The sequence below is a fragment of the Reticulibacter mediterranei genome, from assembly GCF_016587455.1.
The window spans coordinates 2,353,792-2,371,261 of sequence record NZ_BNJK01000001.1 but is presented as its reverse complement, the minus strand read 5'-3'; the positions used below and the strand labels follow the sequence as shown (position 1 = coordinate 2,371,261).

Annotated in this window: 6 protein-coding genes; 4 read left to right on the top strand and 2 right to left on the bottom strand. The window is 54.8% G+C overall.

Annotation, left to right across the window (positions count from 1 at the left end; genetic code table 11):
* Positions 1-16: 16 nt before the first annotated feature.
* Entirely contained in the window at positions 17-868 is an 852-nt protein-coding gene (locus K3T83_RS10130) for a helix-turn-helix transcriptional regulator (RefSeq protein WP_220202851.1), read from the bottom strand.
* Positions 869-1,023: 155 nt separating this feature from the next.
* Here K3T83_RS10130 and K3T83_RS10125 point away from each other — a divergent pair, with 155 nt between their 5' ends.
* Positions 1,024-1,413, top strand: a complete 390-nt coding sequence (locus K3T83_RS10125) for a PPOX class F420-dependent oxidoreductase (protein ID WP_220202850.1) — start codon at positions 1,024-1,026, stop codon at positions 1,411-1,413.
* A 66-nt stretch (positions 1,414-1,479) separates the two neighbouring features.
* Here K3T83_RS10125 and K3T83_RS10120 read toward each other — a convergent pair whose 3' ends face one another.
* Positions 1,480-2,049, bottom strand: coding sequence for a hypothetical protein (locus tag K3T83_RS10120; RefSeq protein WP_220202849.1), 570 nt, complete (start codon positions 2,047-2,049; stop codon positions 1,480-1,482).
* A 409-nt stretch (positions 2,050-2,458) separates the two neighbouring features.
* Here K3T83_RS10120 and K3T83_RS10115 point away from each other — a divergent pair, with 409 nt between their 5' ends.
* The 3 genes from K3T83_RS10115 (at position 2,459) to K3T83_RS10105 (ending at position 17,261) form a co-directional block, all read left to right on the top strand.
* On the top strand, positions 2,459-7,729 hold the full coding sequence (locus tag K3T83_RS10115; RefSeq protein WP_220202848.1) for a type I polyketide synthase: 5,271 nt from the start codon (positions 2,459-2,461) through the stop codon (positions 7,727-7,729).
* A 74-nt stretch (positions 7,730-7,803) separates the two neighbouring features.
* A complete protein-coding gene (locus tag K3T83_RS10110) occupies positions 7,804-11,751 on the top strand; it encodes a type I polyketide synthase (RefSeq protein ID WP_220202847.1) in 3,948 nt (1,315 codons plus the stop codon).
* Positions 11,752-11,756: 5 nt separating this feature from the next.
* A complete protein-coding gene (locus K3T83_RS10105; RefSeq protein WP_220202846.1) occupies positions 11,757-17,261 on the top strand; it encodes a non-ribosomal peptide synthetase in 5,505 nt (1,834 codons plus the stop codon).
* Positions 17,262-17,470: the final 209 nt, after the last annotated feature.

The window sequence follows — 17,470 nt, the reverse complement described above, 5'->3', positions numbered from 1 at the left end:
ATCTAACGAAAAGACTCTAGCCTGCGAACTGAACCTCTCGCGCTTTAGCCAGTTGAGCCAGCTTTTGCTCTGTATTTGCCTCTGGTAAAGCGGTGTAAATTACCATACGTAAATCAGGTGCATCCATGACCTGGAACGAGCTTGATTGCAGTGCTAATTTTCCCACGAGGGGATGGTTCAGTTCTTTGGAACTGGCGTGAGCTGCTTGAATATCATGGCGCGGCCACCATGCCTGGAATTCGGGACTGCTTTGCTGAAGATCGGCCACCAGCGCTTTGAACCATGACTCTCCGACATAGCGCTCGGTGCTGGCGCGAAACACGGCGAGCAGACCTTGCGCCTCTTTTTCCCAATCAACCAGCAAAGAGCGCTGTTTGGGATTGGTGAACATGAATCTGAGAATATTGCGTTCGTGGATGGGAAGTATGCTAAAATCTGTGTAGACGCGGCACATAGCCTGATTCCAGGCGACAATATCCCAGCTCGGATTCGCTATATAGGCCGGATAAACGCCCATCGTGTCCAGAATGCGCTGAAGCGCGGGGCTGATAATATCCGTGAGAGGATGAGGGTCGGCTGGCACCTGTTCGCGTGCCAGCACAAAGAGATGATTGCGTTCGGCAGCGTTCAGGTCGAATACTTTTGCCAGGCTTTCCAGAATTTGTGGAGAAACAGTGATATCGCGCCCCTGCTCCAGTCTCGTATACCATGTTACCCCGATCCCTGCTACAAATGCCAGTTCCTCTCTGCGCAGCCCTGGCGTGCGGCGGCGTCCTCCCGTTGGCAGTCCCACCGCTTCTGGCGAGAGCCGCTCTCGTCGTGTTCGTAAGAAATGTGCCAGCTCCTGGCGTCGTTCCTGATCGTTCATCACAGCAAAATCTTCCTGGGGTATCCTGGCACTTTTTATGCCAGGATATTTTCAGTTCTGGTTCCAGATGGAAAGTGATTGCATAATTCTATCACAGAAAGATGAGATAACGAAGTTCATCCATTTTAGATAGCAGAGAAAAGAGGATTTTTGTGATGGCCGATTTGAATAATCCGAAAGTTCAGAAGATCTTACAATCAAAGACATTTGCCCATCTTGCGACAATTGGCCCTAATGGAGAGCCGCAATCGTCTCCCATGTGGTTCTTATGGGATGGAGAATATATCAAATTCACTCACGCCACCGACCGCAAAAAATATCGAAATATCCAGCGCGACCCGCGCGTCTCGATTTCGATTACGGACCTTGAAGCGCCCTATACCTATGCCGAGTTTCGTGGCGTGGTTGAACGGATTGAAGAAGATGCTGATGCGACCTTTTTCAATACGCTAGCAGAACACTATGGAACGCCCTGGCGCAACCCCGGCGATCCACGCGTGGTCCTATATGTCAAGGTGCAGCGTATCGTTGGGCAGAATCTTTAAGAAGGATAAATTGAACGATGAATAGAGATACGCTTGACCTCACCCTTACATTCAGCGATGTTTGAGTTATTGCGAAAGCGCTTGATGAATCGATTGGTAGCATTGGCGGAGATACACCTCTAATTGTCGCCAATCTTCCTCGCGATTCGTGGATTGGCCGCTGGTAATGCGATCTACGGTATCAGCGGCCAGCACGCGCAAACGGGCCGATTCGTGTACCTGTTCTGGCGTCAGATCGAAGAGCGCGCTGTGGAGATGGACCAGCGCCTCCACAAATTCGCTCTTGTCGGCGGCACCCACCAGCCGCCGATGCACTTCAAAGTAGCGCAGTTCCAGTCCTGCCACTTTTGCCGGAGAGAACGGGAGATGCGAATAGCGTCGTGCAATGCGATAGAACTCCTCCAGGTAGCGCTGTACTTTCTGCTCGTTATGTTGTTTGGGCATCCAAGCAATGGCGGCGCGAATGGAATAGTAGGCGGCGAGCAGCGATTGGGGAAAAGGGATACGGAACTGCTCCTGGCACAACTCGACGATCAGGCGTAACATAGCGAACCAGCGGCGATCATAATATGCACGCCACCCGGCTGCTTCAAAATAGGCGACTCTCTCTGGCTCAAAGTGGAACGATGTTGCCATGTTTCTTTCTCCTTTTACCCCTCATAGAAGTAATAATCAACTGTATATTCTAATGATAGAATACCATCAAATGTCTTTCTTTTATTTACGGATTGAAGCGCCAGGCGGATCATACCGATAGAGGGATAGGAGGGGGGTCATAATGGATGCTATGGCGTGTATCTGATTGATGACCATCTCGTCAAAATTGGTACAGGGTGAAGTATATTGACCATTGCCTGTACTTTCGGCTGAGGTGTAGTGGGAGATATAATATATATAATCTGTAAGCGGGGAACACACATTGCGGTTGACACGTCAAAATATCGAATGTATAATCAAGCCGAACATTAAATGTGCTACCCCACTCTAGTTCCTAAGTATAGTAGCAAGGAGGCTTTATCGCCTCTTTACCAGGACGCATTTGACCTTGAGTAAACGTATTTCGGCCTCCTCTTCCGCGCTTTCCTCCTGGGTTGATCTTCTTCGCTGGAGAGTAACTCAGCAGCCGGAACAGAGAGCCTATACCTTCTTGTCTGATGGAGAAATAGAGAGGGATCGCCTGACGTATGCGGATCTGGACCTTCAGGCCCGTATGATCGGTGCTTCGCTTCAGAGGGAGATACAAAGCGGGGAACGTGCTCTGCTGGTCTATCCTTCTGGACTCGAATTTATTGCTGCATTTTTTGGCTGCTTATATAGTGGAATTATTGCCGTCCCTGTCTATCCTCCTTCTGCTGCACGATCAGACCGAACGTTAGCCAAGTTTCGCGCGATTGCCAACGATGCTCAACCTGCGGTTATTCTGACCACTTCATCTCTTGCTTCCCGCGTTGATAGCCTTCTAGCGCTCTCGCCTGAATTACAGGCTACCCCTGTCGTCGTGACAGATACATTACCGACCAACCTGGCTGAGGAATGGCAGGTTCCGACGGTACATGCTGACACACTGGCCTTTTTCCAGTATACCTCCGGTTCGACCGGGCTGCCTAAAGGCGTGATGGTCAATCACGGTAACCTCTTACATAACTCTTCGCTTGTGGAGCGCTATTGCCTGCATCCCGAAGACGCACATGGAGTAACATGGTTGCCGCTCTACCATGATCTGGGCTTGATTGGTGGTGTGCTTCAGCCGCTCTATGCTGGCTACGAGTCCACCATTATGTCTCCCGCCTCTTTCTTACAGCGTCCCATTCGCTGGTTACAAGCTATTTCGCGCACAAAGGCAACAATCAGCGGCGCTCCAAATTTTGCGTATGACCTTTGTGCGCGTAAGGTGACGGATAAACAGAAGAAGACGCTGGATCTGAGCCATTGGGAGATTGTCGCAAATGGTGCGGAGCCGGTGCGTGCGGAGACGTTGGAGCGCTTCTCTGAAGCCTTTGCCTCCTGTGGTTTCCGTCGCAACTACTTCTATCCCTGTTATGGGCTGGCAGAGGCGACGCTGGTAGTTTCGGCTGGCACAAAGGGCGTCTTCCCAACCGTAAAGACATTCCAGGGTAAGGAACTTGAGCAGAATCAGGCTGTGCCGGTGGCTGAGGGCGACGAGAGCAAGGACACTCGCACGCTGGTTAGCATCGGAGCCAGCCATGCCGATCAGCGCGTGGAGATCGTGGACCCTGAGACGCGCCTGCTCTGTTCTCCGGGGCGCGTGGGCGAAATCTGGGTTGCTGGTCCTAGCGTGGCTCAAGGCTATTGGCGACGCGACGAGGAGAGCAAGCATACCTTCCGCGCGTATCTGGCTGAGAGCAATGAAGGGCCATTCCTGCGTACCGGCGATCTTGGCTTTATGCTGGACGGCGAACTCTTTATTACTGGTCGTTTGAAAGACCTGATCATCATTCGTGGTAGCAATCATTATCCCCAGGACATCGAGCTGACAGTTGAGAAGGCTCATCCAGCTTTGCGCCCGGCCTGTGGAGTTGCCTGTTCGATTGATGTCGATGGCGAAGAGCAGCTGGTGCTCATTCAGGAAGTGGAGCGCCAGTATCTCAAGTACGATTTCGGCGAGGTATTTCGCGCTATTCGTCAGGCGGTGGCCGAACTGCACGAGCTACAGACCTATGCGATTGTGCTGATCAAAACTGGCAGCATTCCAAAGACTTCCAGCGGCAAAGTGCAGCGACGTACCACACGAGAGGCTCTTCTTGAAGGGAGCCTGGAAATTGTGGGTACGTGGCCGCAAGATCTCTCCGCACTGCAAGTTACGAAGCACCAGGAGAGCACCGAGGCGGTCGAATCGCCAGTTGAGGAAGTGAGCAAGGCTGATGCGGATGTGCAAGCCGAGATCAAACCAGCCCAACCGCCAGTTGTGAAAAAGAGTGCGGCTGATATTCGATCCTGGCTGTTAACGCATGTGGCGGAGGCGTTGAAGATCAAGCCGCAAGAGGTAGACGTGCAGACGCCGTTTGCCCACTATGGCATGGACTCTCTGCAAGCCGTCAGCCTCTCCTCTGATTTGGAGGAATGGTTAGAGCGCGATCTGCCGCCTACGCTGGTCTATGATTATCCCAATATCGATATATTGGCGCGTCATCTGTCCGACGAAGACAGTAGCGAGGAGCCAGCGCAGAAAGATCGAACGGCGGCAAACGAGCCGATTGCTGTGATTGGCGTTGGTTGTCGCTTCCCTGGTGCGCCAAACTCTGAAGCGTTCTGGCAGATGTTGCGCGATGGGGTGGATGGCATTACCGAGGTTCCGGCCAATCGCTGGGATTTGCAGAAGTTCTATGAGCCTGAGCGAGCGATGCCCGGCAAGATGAACACGCGCTGGGGCGGTTTCGTCGAGAATGTGGATCAGTTTGATCCGTATTTCTTCGGCATCTCGCCACGTGAGGCCGCGCGTATGGACCCCCAGCAGCGGCTTCTGTTAGAGGTGGCGTGGGAGACCCTGGAGAACGCCGGGATTGCCGTTGAGAAGCTGGCAGGCAGCCAAACGGGTGTCTTTGTTGGCGTGAGTGGCATTGATTATGCACATCTGCAATTTCGAGGGCAGAATCCAGCGGCTATCGATGCCTACACAGGAACTGGCAACGCCCATAGCATCGTGGCGAACCGCGTCTCCTATCTCTTCGATCTGCGCGGACCAAGCATGGCGGTAGATACGGCCTGTTCGTCGTCGCTGCTCTCGGTGCATCTGGCCTGTCAGAGCTTGCGTAGCGGTGAGTGTGATCTGGCGCTGGCGGGAGGCGTCAACCTGATTTTGACGCCTGAATTGACCATTGCCTTCTCGCAGGCGCGCATGATGTCGGAGGATGGACATTGCAAGACTTTCGACGATGCAGCCGATGGCTATGTACGCTCTGAAGGTTGCGGACTGGTGGTGTTGAAGCCCCTCTCAGCTGCTCTGCGCGATGGTGATAGGGTGCTGGGACTGATTCGCGGGTCGGCTGTAAATCAGGATGGACGCAGCAACGGTCTCACCGCTCCCAATGGGCCGTCGCAGGAGGCGGTGATTCAGCAAGCGCTGCGTAATGCAGGGGTCACGGCTGATCAGATCAGTTATGTTGAAACGCATGGTTCCAGCACGCCGCTTGGTGATCCCATCGAGTACGATGCGCTGAAGGCCGTCTTGATGCGCAATCGCAGGCCGGATCAGTCTTGCCTGATCGGTTCTGTCAAGACGAATATTGGACATCTGGAAGCGGCGGCAGGAATTGCCGGGCTGATCAAGGCTGTATTGAGTCTGTATTATGGCGAGATACCGCCTCACCTGCATCTCAAGAAGCTGAACCAGCATATCTCGCTGGAAGGAACGACGTTCAGCATCCCAACAGAGCGGCGTCCCTGGCCGACAAGTGGGCGTCGCCTGGCCGGAGTGAGCGCTTTTGGCTTTGGTGGCACCAACGTTCACGTCGTTCTGGAAGAAGCGCCGCAGGTGCAGCCAGCGGCAAGCGAACTGGAACGGCAGAGTCAGGTGCTGGCGCTCTCTGCACAGAGCGAAACGGCGCTGCAAACGCTGGCCCGTCGCTACGAAGAGGCGCTGGCATCTAGCCCTGCTCTTTCGATTGCCAATATTGCTTATACGGCCAATACCGGACGTTCGCATTTTGCCCATCGATTGGCGGTAGTGGCCGATTCTGCTGAGCAGTTGCACGAGCGCTTATCGGCATTCGTGGCCGGCAAGCCCACAAAAGGTGTGCTGAGTGGGCGTGTTGCTGCAACTGGACGTCCACGTGTGGCATTCCTGTTTACTGGGCAGGGATCGCAGTATTATGATATGGCTCGTCAATTGTACGAGACGCAGCCAACCTTCCGTCAGGCTCTTGACAGGTGCGATCAGATACTTCGTGAATATCTGGATCAATCGCTCTTATCCATCATTTATCCAGAAGGAACCTCGTCTTTGCACGAAACTGCGTATACGCAGCCTGCTTTGTTCGCACTTGAATATGCGTTGGCGGAAATGTGGCGCTCGTGGGGCATCGAGCCTGATATCGTGATGGGCCATAGCGTGGGCGAGTATGTCGCGGCCTGTGTCGCTGGTATGTTTAGCCTGGAAGATGGGTTGAAGTTGATCGCAGCGCGTGGGCGGCTCATGCAAGAGCTACCGGAGCGTGGCGAGATGGCGGTTATCTTCGCCGATCAGTCGCGCGTCGTCAATGCTCTGGGAGGGTTCAGCGAGCAGGTATCGCTTGCGGCGGTGAATGGTCCACAGAACACTGTGATCTCTGGGAAGAGCGAGGCCGTCAAAGCGATTGTCCAACATCTGGAGGCCGATGGGGTCATCACCCATTCGATGGTCGTTTCGCACGCCTTCCACTCGCCATTGATGGAGCCGATGTTGGAAGCTTTTGAGCAAACGGCGCGGCAGATCAACTATGCTCCTCTGCGCATTCCGCTAGTGAGCAATCTGACCGGTCGCGTAGTGGAGGCAGGGGAGACGCTCAACGCAACCTACTGGCGTCAACATACGCGAGGTGCTGTGCAGTTTGCTGCCGGGATGCAGTCGTTGGCGGCACTGGGGTATGATCTGTTTATCGAGATTGGGCCACAGGCGGTGCTGTCGAATATGGGGAGGCGTTGTTTGCCTGATGCCTCATATACCTGGCTCCCATCTCTGCGGCAAGATCAAGATAACTGGCAGGTGTTGCTGGAGAGCGTGGCGGCGTTGTATGTCCGAGGGGTAAAAGTGGACTGGGCCGGATTTGATAGCGATTATGTGCGTCATCGTGTAGCGTTGCCAACGTATCCTTTTGAGCGCGAGTATTGTTGGTTTGAGACCAACGTGGAGACAACCCCCACCGAGGTCGCAAGTGAGAGTAACAACGGTGTATCCCGGGAAACCAGCACCGAGATTGCGCAGGGGACGCAGAGACATCCTTTGCTGGCTTCACATGTTGAGCTTGTGGTCCCGTCCAATGTCCACGTGTGGGAAACCGCACTGGACAAGCAACGTCTTCCCTACCTGAACGATCATCGCATTCAAGGAGCTATGGCGGTGCCGGTCTCGCTCTATATCGAGATGGCTCAAGCCGCTACTGTGGAAGTCTTTGGACCGGGGGCGCACAGGCTAACAGAGATTGAACTGAAGAAGCTCCTTCTCCTGCCAGAACGTGGGCCTCAAAAGGTCCAGGTCGTTTTTTCCTCTGATGCGAATGAGCATGTATCATTCCATGTCTACAGTCATTCTGTGGGTGTGCCGGATCAACCTCGCAATCTCTGGTCGCTGCATGCCAGCGGGAAGGTCCGTCATAGCTAGGGAAGTAGAGACTCTTTTGCCGCTTGCGTTTCTTCATTTTTGCAGGCGGCAAGGATGTTCTTCTGGAGGATATCGTGACATCGAACTCATTATATGAAATACACAAGAATGACAGAAGGATTACGTTCGGCCTGATTTTCTTTGCGAGTAGTGAGGCTCCTCAAAGTGGAGACAAGTATCGTCTGGTGATGGAGAGCGCGAAGTTCGCAGATCAGCATGATTTTTCTTCAATCTGGATTCCTGAGCGCCACTTTACGAAGGAGGGCTGGCTCTATCCCAACCCGGCGGTCCTTCAAGCGGCTATTGCGCGTGAAACGAAACAGATTGGCCTGCGAGCGGGAAGCGTTGTGTTGCCATTGCATAATCCAATTCGTGTCGCTGAAGAGTGGGCGATGGTGGATAATCTGTCGGGCGGGCGTGTTGGACTCTCCTTTGCTTCCGGCTGGCACCCCAACGACTTTGCCCTGGCCCCTGACAATTATGCTAACCGCAACGAAATTATGTATCAGGGGATCGAGACGGTGCGGAAGATCTGGCGCGGAGAGACGGTTCAGGCGACAGGAGGCGACGGCAAGCAGGTTGAACTGCATGTTTATCCCAGGCCGATTCAGTCGGAATTACCTATCTGGGTGACGGCAGCTGGCAACCCCAAAACGTTTGCCGGAGCCGGTGAGATCGGGGCCAATCTGCTCACGCACATGTACAATCAGAGCGTCGAGGAACTGGCAGAGAAGATTCGTATTTACCGCGATGCCAGGGCGAAGCATGGCTATGATCCAGCAACGGGCCAGGTTTCGGTCATGCTGCACACCTTCATTGGTGCGGACCTGCAAACTGTTCGCGAGCAGGTGCATGAGCCTTTTGTCAACTATCTGAAGGGAGCCTCGCATCTCTTTGGAGCGATTGCTTATAGTCGTGGACAGAAGGTTGATCTTGCCTCGTTGTCCGAACAGGATTTCAACGAATATCTGGAATTTGTGCTGGATCGTTTGATTTCGGCGCAACGCGTCCTCTTTGGAACGCCGGAGAGCTGTTTAAATCTGGTGGCGCAACTGCAAGAGGCCGGTGTGAACGAGGTCGCCTGTCAGCTTGATTTCGGGCTAGACGTGGATGTGGCCTTGAATAGCATGGTCTATCTCGATCAATTGAGGCAGCGGAGCGAGGCAGAATTAGTGGGGAAGCAGCCTGTATCGCCCTGGGTTGTGATGCATGAGCAGACAGATCCAGCGACGAAGCCGACCAACGGAAATGGCGCACAGCAGCCCGTTGAAGACCAGCAGAACGATACGTTGGAAGCTGTGCAGCAGCGGTGTCGAGAAGAGGTTGCGGTGCCAGCCTTTTATGATCGCTTATCCGAGCGAGGCATTCAGCTTGCAGACAGTTTTCAGGGGATTGAACGGTTGTGGCGACGCGATGGTGAGGCGCTGGGTAGAGTACGCATCCCTGCTGTTTTTGAGCAGGACGCCGACCTCTATCAGATTCATCCAACCTTGCTGGATGCCAGCCTTCAAGTTTTAATTGCGGCATTGCCAGACGCTCTATTTGCAGATGATGGAGCCTTGTATTTGCCAACAGGATTAGGGAGCTTCCAGCTTCATCAGCGACCCGGCAAGCAAGTATGGAGTCACGCGCTGCTGAAAACGAAGCAGGCTGATGATCTGTTCGAGGGTGATGTGCGTATTCTGGACGAACATGGGCAGGTGTTGATTGAAGTGGAGGGGATGCAGCTTCAGCGCTCTGTCCCGGCTGGTGCTACTACATCCACGAAACAGAGTGTGGAACAGTCAAAAGAGTTGGCCGATTGGCTGTATGAACTGCGTTGGGAGCCAGCAACAATTGAAGCATCGCAGCGCCTCTCACGGGAGCGTGTGGGCAAATGGCTGCTCTTTATGGATAACGCCGGGGTTGGTTATCGGCTGGCAGAAATATTGATGAACCAGGGCGCGAGCTGCTTTGAAGTGGTATCGGGGAAGAACTTCCAGGTTTTGGGGAACAGACAATATCAGGTTAACCCGGCTCGCCCGGAAGATCTTCAGCGCGTCGTCAAACTAGTACAGGAGGCTGATAGGACGCCATTGCGCGGAGTCGTGCATTTATGGAGCCTTGATACGACGCCCGTTGAGCAGACCGGAGCCGCGTCGCTGGTGGAAGATCAGGAGTTAAGCACAGGCAGCGCGCTATCGACGTTGCAGGCGGTTATTCATCATGCTAATACTGCTGAGCCGCCACGCGTCTGGTTAGTGAGCCAGGGCGCTCAGGCTGTTAGCGAGGATGCTGCGTCGCTAGCGGTCGTGCAATCTCCTCTCTGGGGGCTGGGCCGAACCAGCGCAATGGAGCATCCCGAACTATGGGGCGGGCTGGTTGATCTCGATCCAAAGGCAGCCGTCGATGACTCGGCTGCGCAATTGCTCAGCGTGGTTGCCGATCAGAGCGGCGAAGATCAGGTGGCATTCCGTCAGGGTGAGCGCTACGTCGCCCGGATGGTTCGTAGCCAGAACTGGACCCAGCAACATGTGACGCTTCGCCCGGACGCCAGCTATCTCATCACAGGAGGCTTCTGGGGACTTGGTTTCGAGATCGCGCGCTGGCTGGGACAAAAGGGCGCTCGCCATCTTGTGCTGATGGGGCGTACAGAGGTGCCGCCACGTAGCGAGTGGGATCGCGTCGAGTCGGGAAGTCGTCTGGCTCGCCTGATCGCTGGGATACGCGAACTGGAACGAACGGGTATTCAGGTCTATTGTGCCACTGTCGATGTCACTGATGAGCGTGACTTGCGGGCCTTCATCCAGAACTTTGCTCGCCAGGGTCATCCTCCGATTCGTGGGGTGATGCATGCCGCCTCTGTCTGGCAGGATGCGCAGAGACAATCGCTGGTGCGTCCTCTGGCGAACCTGGATGCGACAGCGCTGGAAGAGGTATTCCGCCCAAAGGTTGTGGGAAGCTGGTTGCTGCACAAACTGCTGGATAAGAGCAAGCTCGACTTCTTTGTCTCCTTCTCGTCGGGTGCCTCGCTCTTTGGCTCAGCAGCTCAGGGCAACTATGCCGCAGCCGGTGCATTTCTCGATGCGCTGGCACACTATCAGCGAGCGCAGGGCGTGCCAGCGATCAGTATCGACTGGGGAGCTATCTCGGAGATCGGCTTTGGCGGGACACCTGAAGGGCAGCGCGTTCACGAGTATTGGGAATCGCATGGCATTCAGCGCATTACCCCGCGCCATGTGCTGGCGGCGCTCAATCTTCTGATTCCACAACAGATCGCGCAGATCGGCGTCATCAAGCTTGATTGGCATCTGTTGCAGGAGTTCTTCCCGCAGATTGCCCATCTGCCGCTGGTGAGTCATCTGGTCGCTGTGTCTGGCAGCGATAATGTGCAGGCAACTGTAACAACTCACGCGGGAAGCGCCATCGTTCCCGAAATCCTGGCAGCGGAGACCTCATCGCGCCTGTCGTTATTGGAGACATATCTCTGTGAGCAGGTGGGAAATGTATTGCGCGTTCCTGCCTCGCGGCTCGATATCGAGCAGCCTTTGACGACGCTGGGCCTCGATTCGCTGATGGCGATTGAGTTGAAGAACCGCATAGAGCTTGATTTAAAAGTACGCATTCCGATTGTGACGTTTTTGCAAGGGCCAAGCATCGCTCAGTTTGCCGGGCAGGTGCTTGAGCAGATAGTGGCAACAGCGGCACCTGTTCCGGCGACCAGTGAGGCTCCTGTGAGCGTGCAGAGCCGACAGCATGATGGCGGCGTTGCGCTGATCAGCCGCGAAAAAGCCGAACAGTTATTGACTCAGGTTGATGAACTTACGGATGAGGAGGTCAACGCGCTCCTCGGACAAATAATGCAAGAGGAACATCAGCATAGTGGCAATGGCAAGGAGATTGTGGGCGATGGCGGACAGGCTGTGGGGAAGTCTGGCGGTATCGATTCACAGGAGGCCGCACGATTGCTAGGGCAACTGGATCAGCTATCGGATGAGCATATAGACAGCTTGCTTAGCCAGATCGTACAGGAAGAGGAATAATATCAATGAACGAAGCCTCAAAGAATTTCGCGCATCTCTCTCCTGATGAGAAGAGAGCCTTGCTTGCACGTTTACTCAGGGAGAAGGCGAAAAACGCCCAGCCTCCAGCGGGTAACGGCGCTCATACATCTTCTCATGGCGTGGATGTATCGCCACCCAACGGGAAGACAGGCGAGGTAAAACAATGGGGAGCGCTCTCTCAGGGGCAGCGGGCGTTGTGGTTTCTCTACCGACTGGCACCCAACAGCGCGGCATACAATCTCCTGTATTCGGCTCGCGTCAGTTCCGCTCTCGATATCCCGACTTTGCAGCGATCCTTGCAAGCGCTCGTGCGGCGCTACTCTATTCTGACGGCAACCTATACCATGCAGGATGGGGAGCCGGTTCAGCGCTTCCATCCAGACCAGGAGGTGTGGGCCGAAGTGATCGATGCCTCCACCTGGAGCAAAGAAGAACTGGATCAGCGGCTCTATAAAGAAGGAAATCGTCCCTTTGATCTGGAAAAAGGCCCGATTCTGCGCATCCAGCTGTTCCAGCGCTCTGCACAAGAAGCGATTCTTGTACTGACCGTGCATCATATCGCGCTGGATTTCTGGTCGCTGGACATTCTGATGGATGAGTTGTATCTGCTGTACGCAGCAGAGCGAGCAGGAACGCAGGCTCCATTGCCACCACCAGGACCGCCCTTTACCGAATATGTGAAGTGGCAAGGGGAGATGCTGGCGGGACGCGAAGGAGAGCAGCACTGGGCCTACTGGCAAGAGAAACTGGCCGGTGATCTGCCGATGTTAAGCCTGCCTACCGATAGGCCGCGCCCTCCTGTACAGACCTATGGCGGTGCCTCACACAGTTTCCCACTCAGCGATACCCTGACGAAGCAACTTCGTGCGCTGGCGAGCACCGAGAAGGTCACGCTCTATATGATCGTGCTGGCAGCTTTTAAGACGCTGCTCTATCGTTACACGCATCAAGAAGATATTCTGGTGGGCACACCGATGCTGGGCCGCAGCCGGGCCGATCTGGAAAGGATCGTTGGCTACCTCGTCAATCCAACTGTGTTGCGTACCGATCTTGCTGGTAATCCAACGTTCAGAACGCTGTTGAGTCGCGTGCGGCAGACCGTTGTTGGGGCGCTGGATCATCAGGATTTTCCCTTTGCGCTGCTGGTTGAGCGCTTACAGCCAAAGCGCGATCCCAGCTATTCGCCGCTCTTTCAATCGCTCTTTATCTGGGACAAGCCGCGCTCTCGCAACGAGCAGACGCTTGCCCTGCCCGGCATCCCGACGCAGTTGACACAGCAACTCAAGCTGGAACCGTATTTGATGGGTCAACAGGGAGCGCCGTTTGATATCACCCTCACAATCTTTGAGGTAGACGGTTCACTCTCAGCCGATTTCCGCTACAACGTCGATCTGTTTGATGCCGCGACGATTGCGCGTATGGAACAGCATTTTGTCACGCTGCTAGAAGGAGCGGTGGCGCAACCCGATCAACCAATCCTGAACCTGTCGCTCCTCAGCGAGGGCGAGCGTCAGCAGATCCTTGTCGAATGGAACCGGACAGAGCGTGCCTATCCTGAGCAGGCCACCATTCATCAATTGATTGAGGAGCAGGTCGAGAGGACGCCGGACGCGGAGGCCGTCACTTTTGAGGGCACAGCGCTTTCATATAGTGAGTTGAATCGACGCGCAAATCTTCTGGCACGAGACCTGCAAGAGCTTGGCGTGGGACCGGATGTGCTGGTCGGCGTTTGCATGGAGCGTTCGCTTGAGATGGTCGTGGCGCTGCTGGGCATCCTCAAGGCTGGTGGCGCATATGTGCCGCTTGATCCTGCTTATCCGCAGGAGCGCCTCGTGTATATGATCGAGGATTCGAGCGTGCCTGTGTTGCTGACCCAATCGACCATCGCAGAGCAGTTGCCGCGTATCGATGCCCATCTCTTGCGCCTCGATGCGAATTGGGGCGCTGCCAGCACCGAGCAGCTCGCCAATTCAGCAAGCGCGGTGCAGCCCGATCACCTGATGTACATGATCTATACCTCTGGTTCAACGGGCAAGCCGAAGGGCGTGATGAACAACCATCGCGGCCTCGTCAATCGTCTTTACTGGATGCAGCAGGAGTATCAACTCACGGGTGCGGATCGCGTCATGCAGAAGACGCCCTTTAGCTTTGATGTGTCGGGCTGGGAGTTCTTCTGGCCGTTGCTGACGGGAGCCTGTCTGGTGGTGGCGCGTCCGGGCGGCCAACAAGATCCGGCGTATCTGGCCTCGCTGATTGCCGAACAACGCGTTACAACCATACACTTCGTTCCCTCCATGCTCCATGCGTTCTTACAGGAGCCGCATATAGAGCGCTGTAATAGTTTGAAGCGCGTCATTTGTAGCGGCGAGGCGCTCCCATTCGACCTTCAAGAACGTTTCTTTGCGCTGCTCGATGCGGAACTGCATAATCTCTATGGGCCAACAGAGGCCGCTATCGACGTGACGTACTGGGCCTGTCAGCGTGAGAGCCGCGATCTGGTAGTTCCTATCGGGCGTCCCATCGCCAACACGCAGATCTATATTCTCGACGAGGCGATGCAGCCAGTCGCTGTTGGCATTCCTGGCGAACTGTATATTGGCGGGATCGGTGTAGCGCGCGGTTATCATAACCGCCCTGAACTGACGGCGGAGAAGTTTATTCGTGATCCGTTCAGCCAGAAAGAGGGTGCGCGGCTCTTTAAAACCGGCGATCTGGTGCGCTATCGTGTCGATGGGGCCGTCGAGTTTCTGGGACGTATCGACTATCAGGTCAAGATTCGCGGCTTCCGCATCGAGCTAGGTGAGATCGAGGCGGTTTTGAGCCAGCATGCAGCCGTGAAAGAGGTCGTAGTGGTGGCGCGCGAGGATACGCCCGGCAATAAGCGCCTGATTGCCTATCTGGTGCCCACTCAGGCCACAGCCGTCTCAAAGGATGGGGACGCGCCCGTAGTTCTTGCGCCGCACGAGGCTGGTCTTTCAATTGAAGAGTTACGAGGCTTCCTGAAGGATAAGCTGCCCTTCTATATGGTTCCGGCTGCCTTCATCTTCCTGGATGCGATGCCACTCCTGCCAAATGGCAAGGTCAACCGCAAAGCGCTGCCGACACCTGACATGTCGCGCCCTGAGCTGGAAGAGGCGTATCTGGCACCGCGCACACCAACGGAAGAGAAACTGACACGCATCTGGTCCGAAGTGTTGGGCCTGGAGAAGATAGGTATTCGCGATAACTACTTTGATCTGGGCGGCGCGTCTATTCAAAGCCTCGATATTATCGCAAAAGCTGGTGAGGCGGGCTTGCAGGTCGCGCTGGAATCGCTCTTCGAGTTCCAGACGATTGAGGAATTGGCAGCCGCTATTGATGATGGCAATGCAGCTCCATCTGAGCCTGCCAACGTAACAACTGGTAGCGAGACTGCTCCTGAAGCACCAGTGCAGGTTGCTCCAACAAAAACTGTGGAACCTACGATTCAGCCAGATCAGAATACCATTATCGAGAGCCTGGGCGTCTATCTGCCGCCAAAGGTTGTCACGACCGATGAATTGCTTCAGGGTTGTGTTAAGCCGATTCGCTTTCCACTGGCCAGACTGAGCGGTATTAAGAGCAGACGTATGGCTGGCGAGACCGAGTTTTCTATTGATTTGGCGAAAAAAGCTATTGCTGATTGTCTTGAGAAGTCGAAATACAATCCTGAAGATATCGACATGCTCATTTGCGGCAATATCTCGCGCTATAATCGTCCGAACATCTCTATCTCGTTTGAGCCAAGCAACGCTATTCAGTTGCAGCGCTACTTCGGCTTCACGAACGCCATTGTCTTCGATGTCGATAACGCCTGTACCGGTCTGTTTACGGCGATGGAGATCATCGATGCCTTCCTCAAAGCCGGCCTGATTCGGCGCGGTATAGCGGTGAGCGGCGAGTACATCTCCCATATCGCGCTGACGGCCCAGAAAGAGCTGGAAGGCTTTATGGACTCTCGCTTGGCCTGTCTGACTGTTGGCGATGCCGGAGCCGCCGTTATTCTGGAACGCACGCCGGATACGCGGGTTGGCTTCCATGACTTCGAGCTGTTTACGCTTGGTAGCTATAGCCGCGACTGTATCGGAAAAGCGACAGATCAACCACATGGGGGCGGCATCATGTATACCGATGCGGTGCGCGTCTCGGCGGTCAATATGAAATACGCGGTTGCGCACGCCGCTCAGGTGATTGCTCGCTCTGGCTGGTCTCACGATGCCTTTCAGCACATCATCATTCACCAGACATCGAGTACCACTATTCGTGACGCTGCCCGCGAGATCAACAGCTACTTTGGCAAAGAGGTCTGCACGCAGGAAAACGTCATCAACAATATCGCCGAGCGCGGCAATACGGCGACGACAACGCAGATGGTCGCGATTATGGATCACATTCATTCCAATCGCATTCAATCGGGCGATAACGTCGTGTTGGGTATCACTGGCTCAGGAGCGACTATTGGCTCGGCCATCTACACCTTTGATGATCTGCCAGATCGCATTCGTCGCATTGAGGCAGGCGAGTATGTGCCGGAAAAGGTTGTCTCATCCGAGCCGCATGTGCGACCGTTGCTGCCTGCAACACAACGTATTCGCGTTGAGAGCATCGGCACCGTGCCGCTGGGTGCGGAGGTAAAGAAAGAGGTCTTTGAACTTGGGCGCGTAGCTGGCGAGAACTGTCTGGCAGCTTCGTCGTATGAGCGCAACGACATCGATCTTGTCCTCTATGCTGGTGTGTATCGCGACGAATTGACGTGCGAACCAGCCATCGCATCGATCCTTGAAGGGGATCTCAAGATCAACGATGCTATCGAGACGCCAGAGGAGAAAAAAACCTTTGCCCTGGATGTCTTTAACGGCGCGGTTGGCTTCCTCAACGCCTGCTACGCCGCTATCGGCATGATTCGTGGCGAGCGGGCGAACAATGCGCTGGTGCTGGCAGCGGAGATTGAGAACAATCGCGAGATCTACCCATCCGAATTGCTTGGCGTTGAGGAGACCGGCTCGGCCCTGATCCTCGATAAGAGTCCTGATGGCACAACGGGCTTTGGCAACTTTGTCTTCAAATACTTTACGGACTATATCGAGGCGTTCGATGCTCACAGCGAACTGCGCAACGGTCGGATGACGATGCGCTATGTGCAAGATCCGCGCCTGGAGGAGTACTATCTCCAGTGTATTCAGGAGACGGTGGGCGAACTGCTCGCTATCGAGGAGCTGGACCTGTCGCAGATCAAGGTTGTGCTGCCGCCGCAGATATCGACCGGTTTCATCGATGCTCTGAGCGCTGCTATGCACGTGGAACGCGAGAAGTTTGTCGATGTGCAGAGCCAGCACAATCTGCTCACCTCCTCGCTGCCATACGCTCTGCAATATGCACGTGAGCACCATCTGGTGCAGCACGGTGATATTGCTCTGCTGATCAGCGTCGGCTCAGGCCTCCAAGTTGGTTGTGCGACGTATTACTTTTAAGAGAAGATATGCGATAAGATGATAGGTACATCCGACAAATGAAGCGAGGATAGCCTCCCGAATATGGTAGGGGCGATGGCTTGTCCTCGCCCTGCCTCGCCACGCGTAATATAAGCAACACGGGCGAGGACAAGCCATCGCCTCTACCATATTCGACCTCATCCCGAAGATTTAGTGGATGTACCTATCATCTTTGTGAAAGGTGTAGT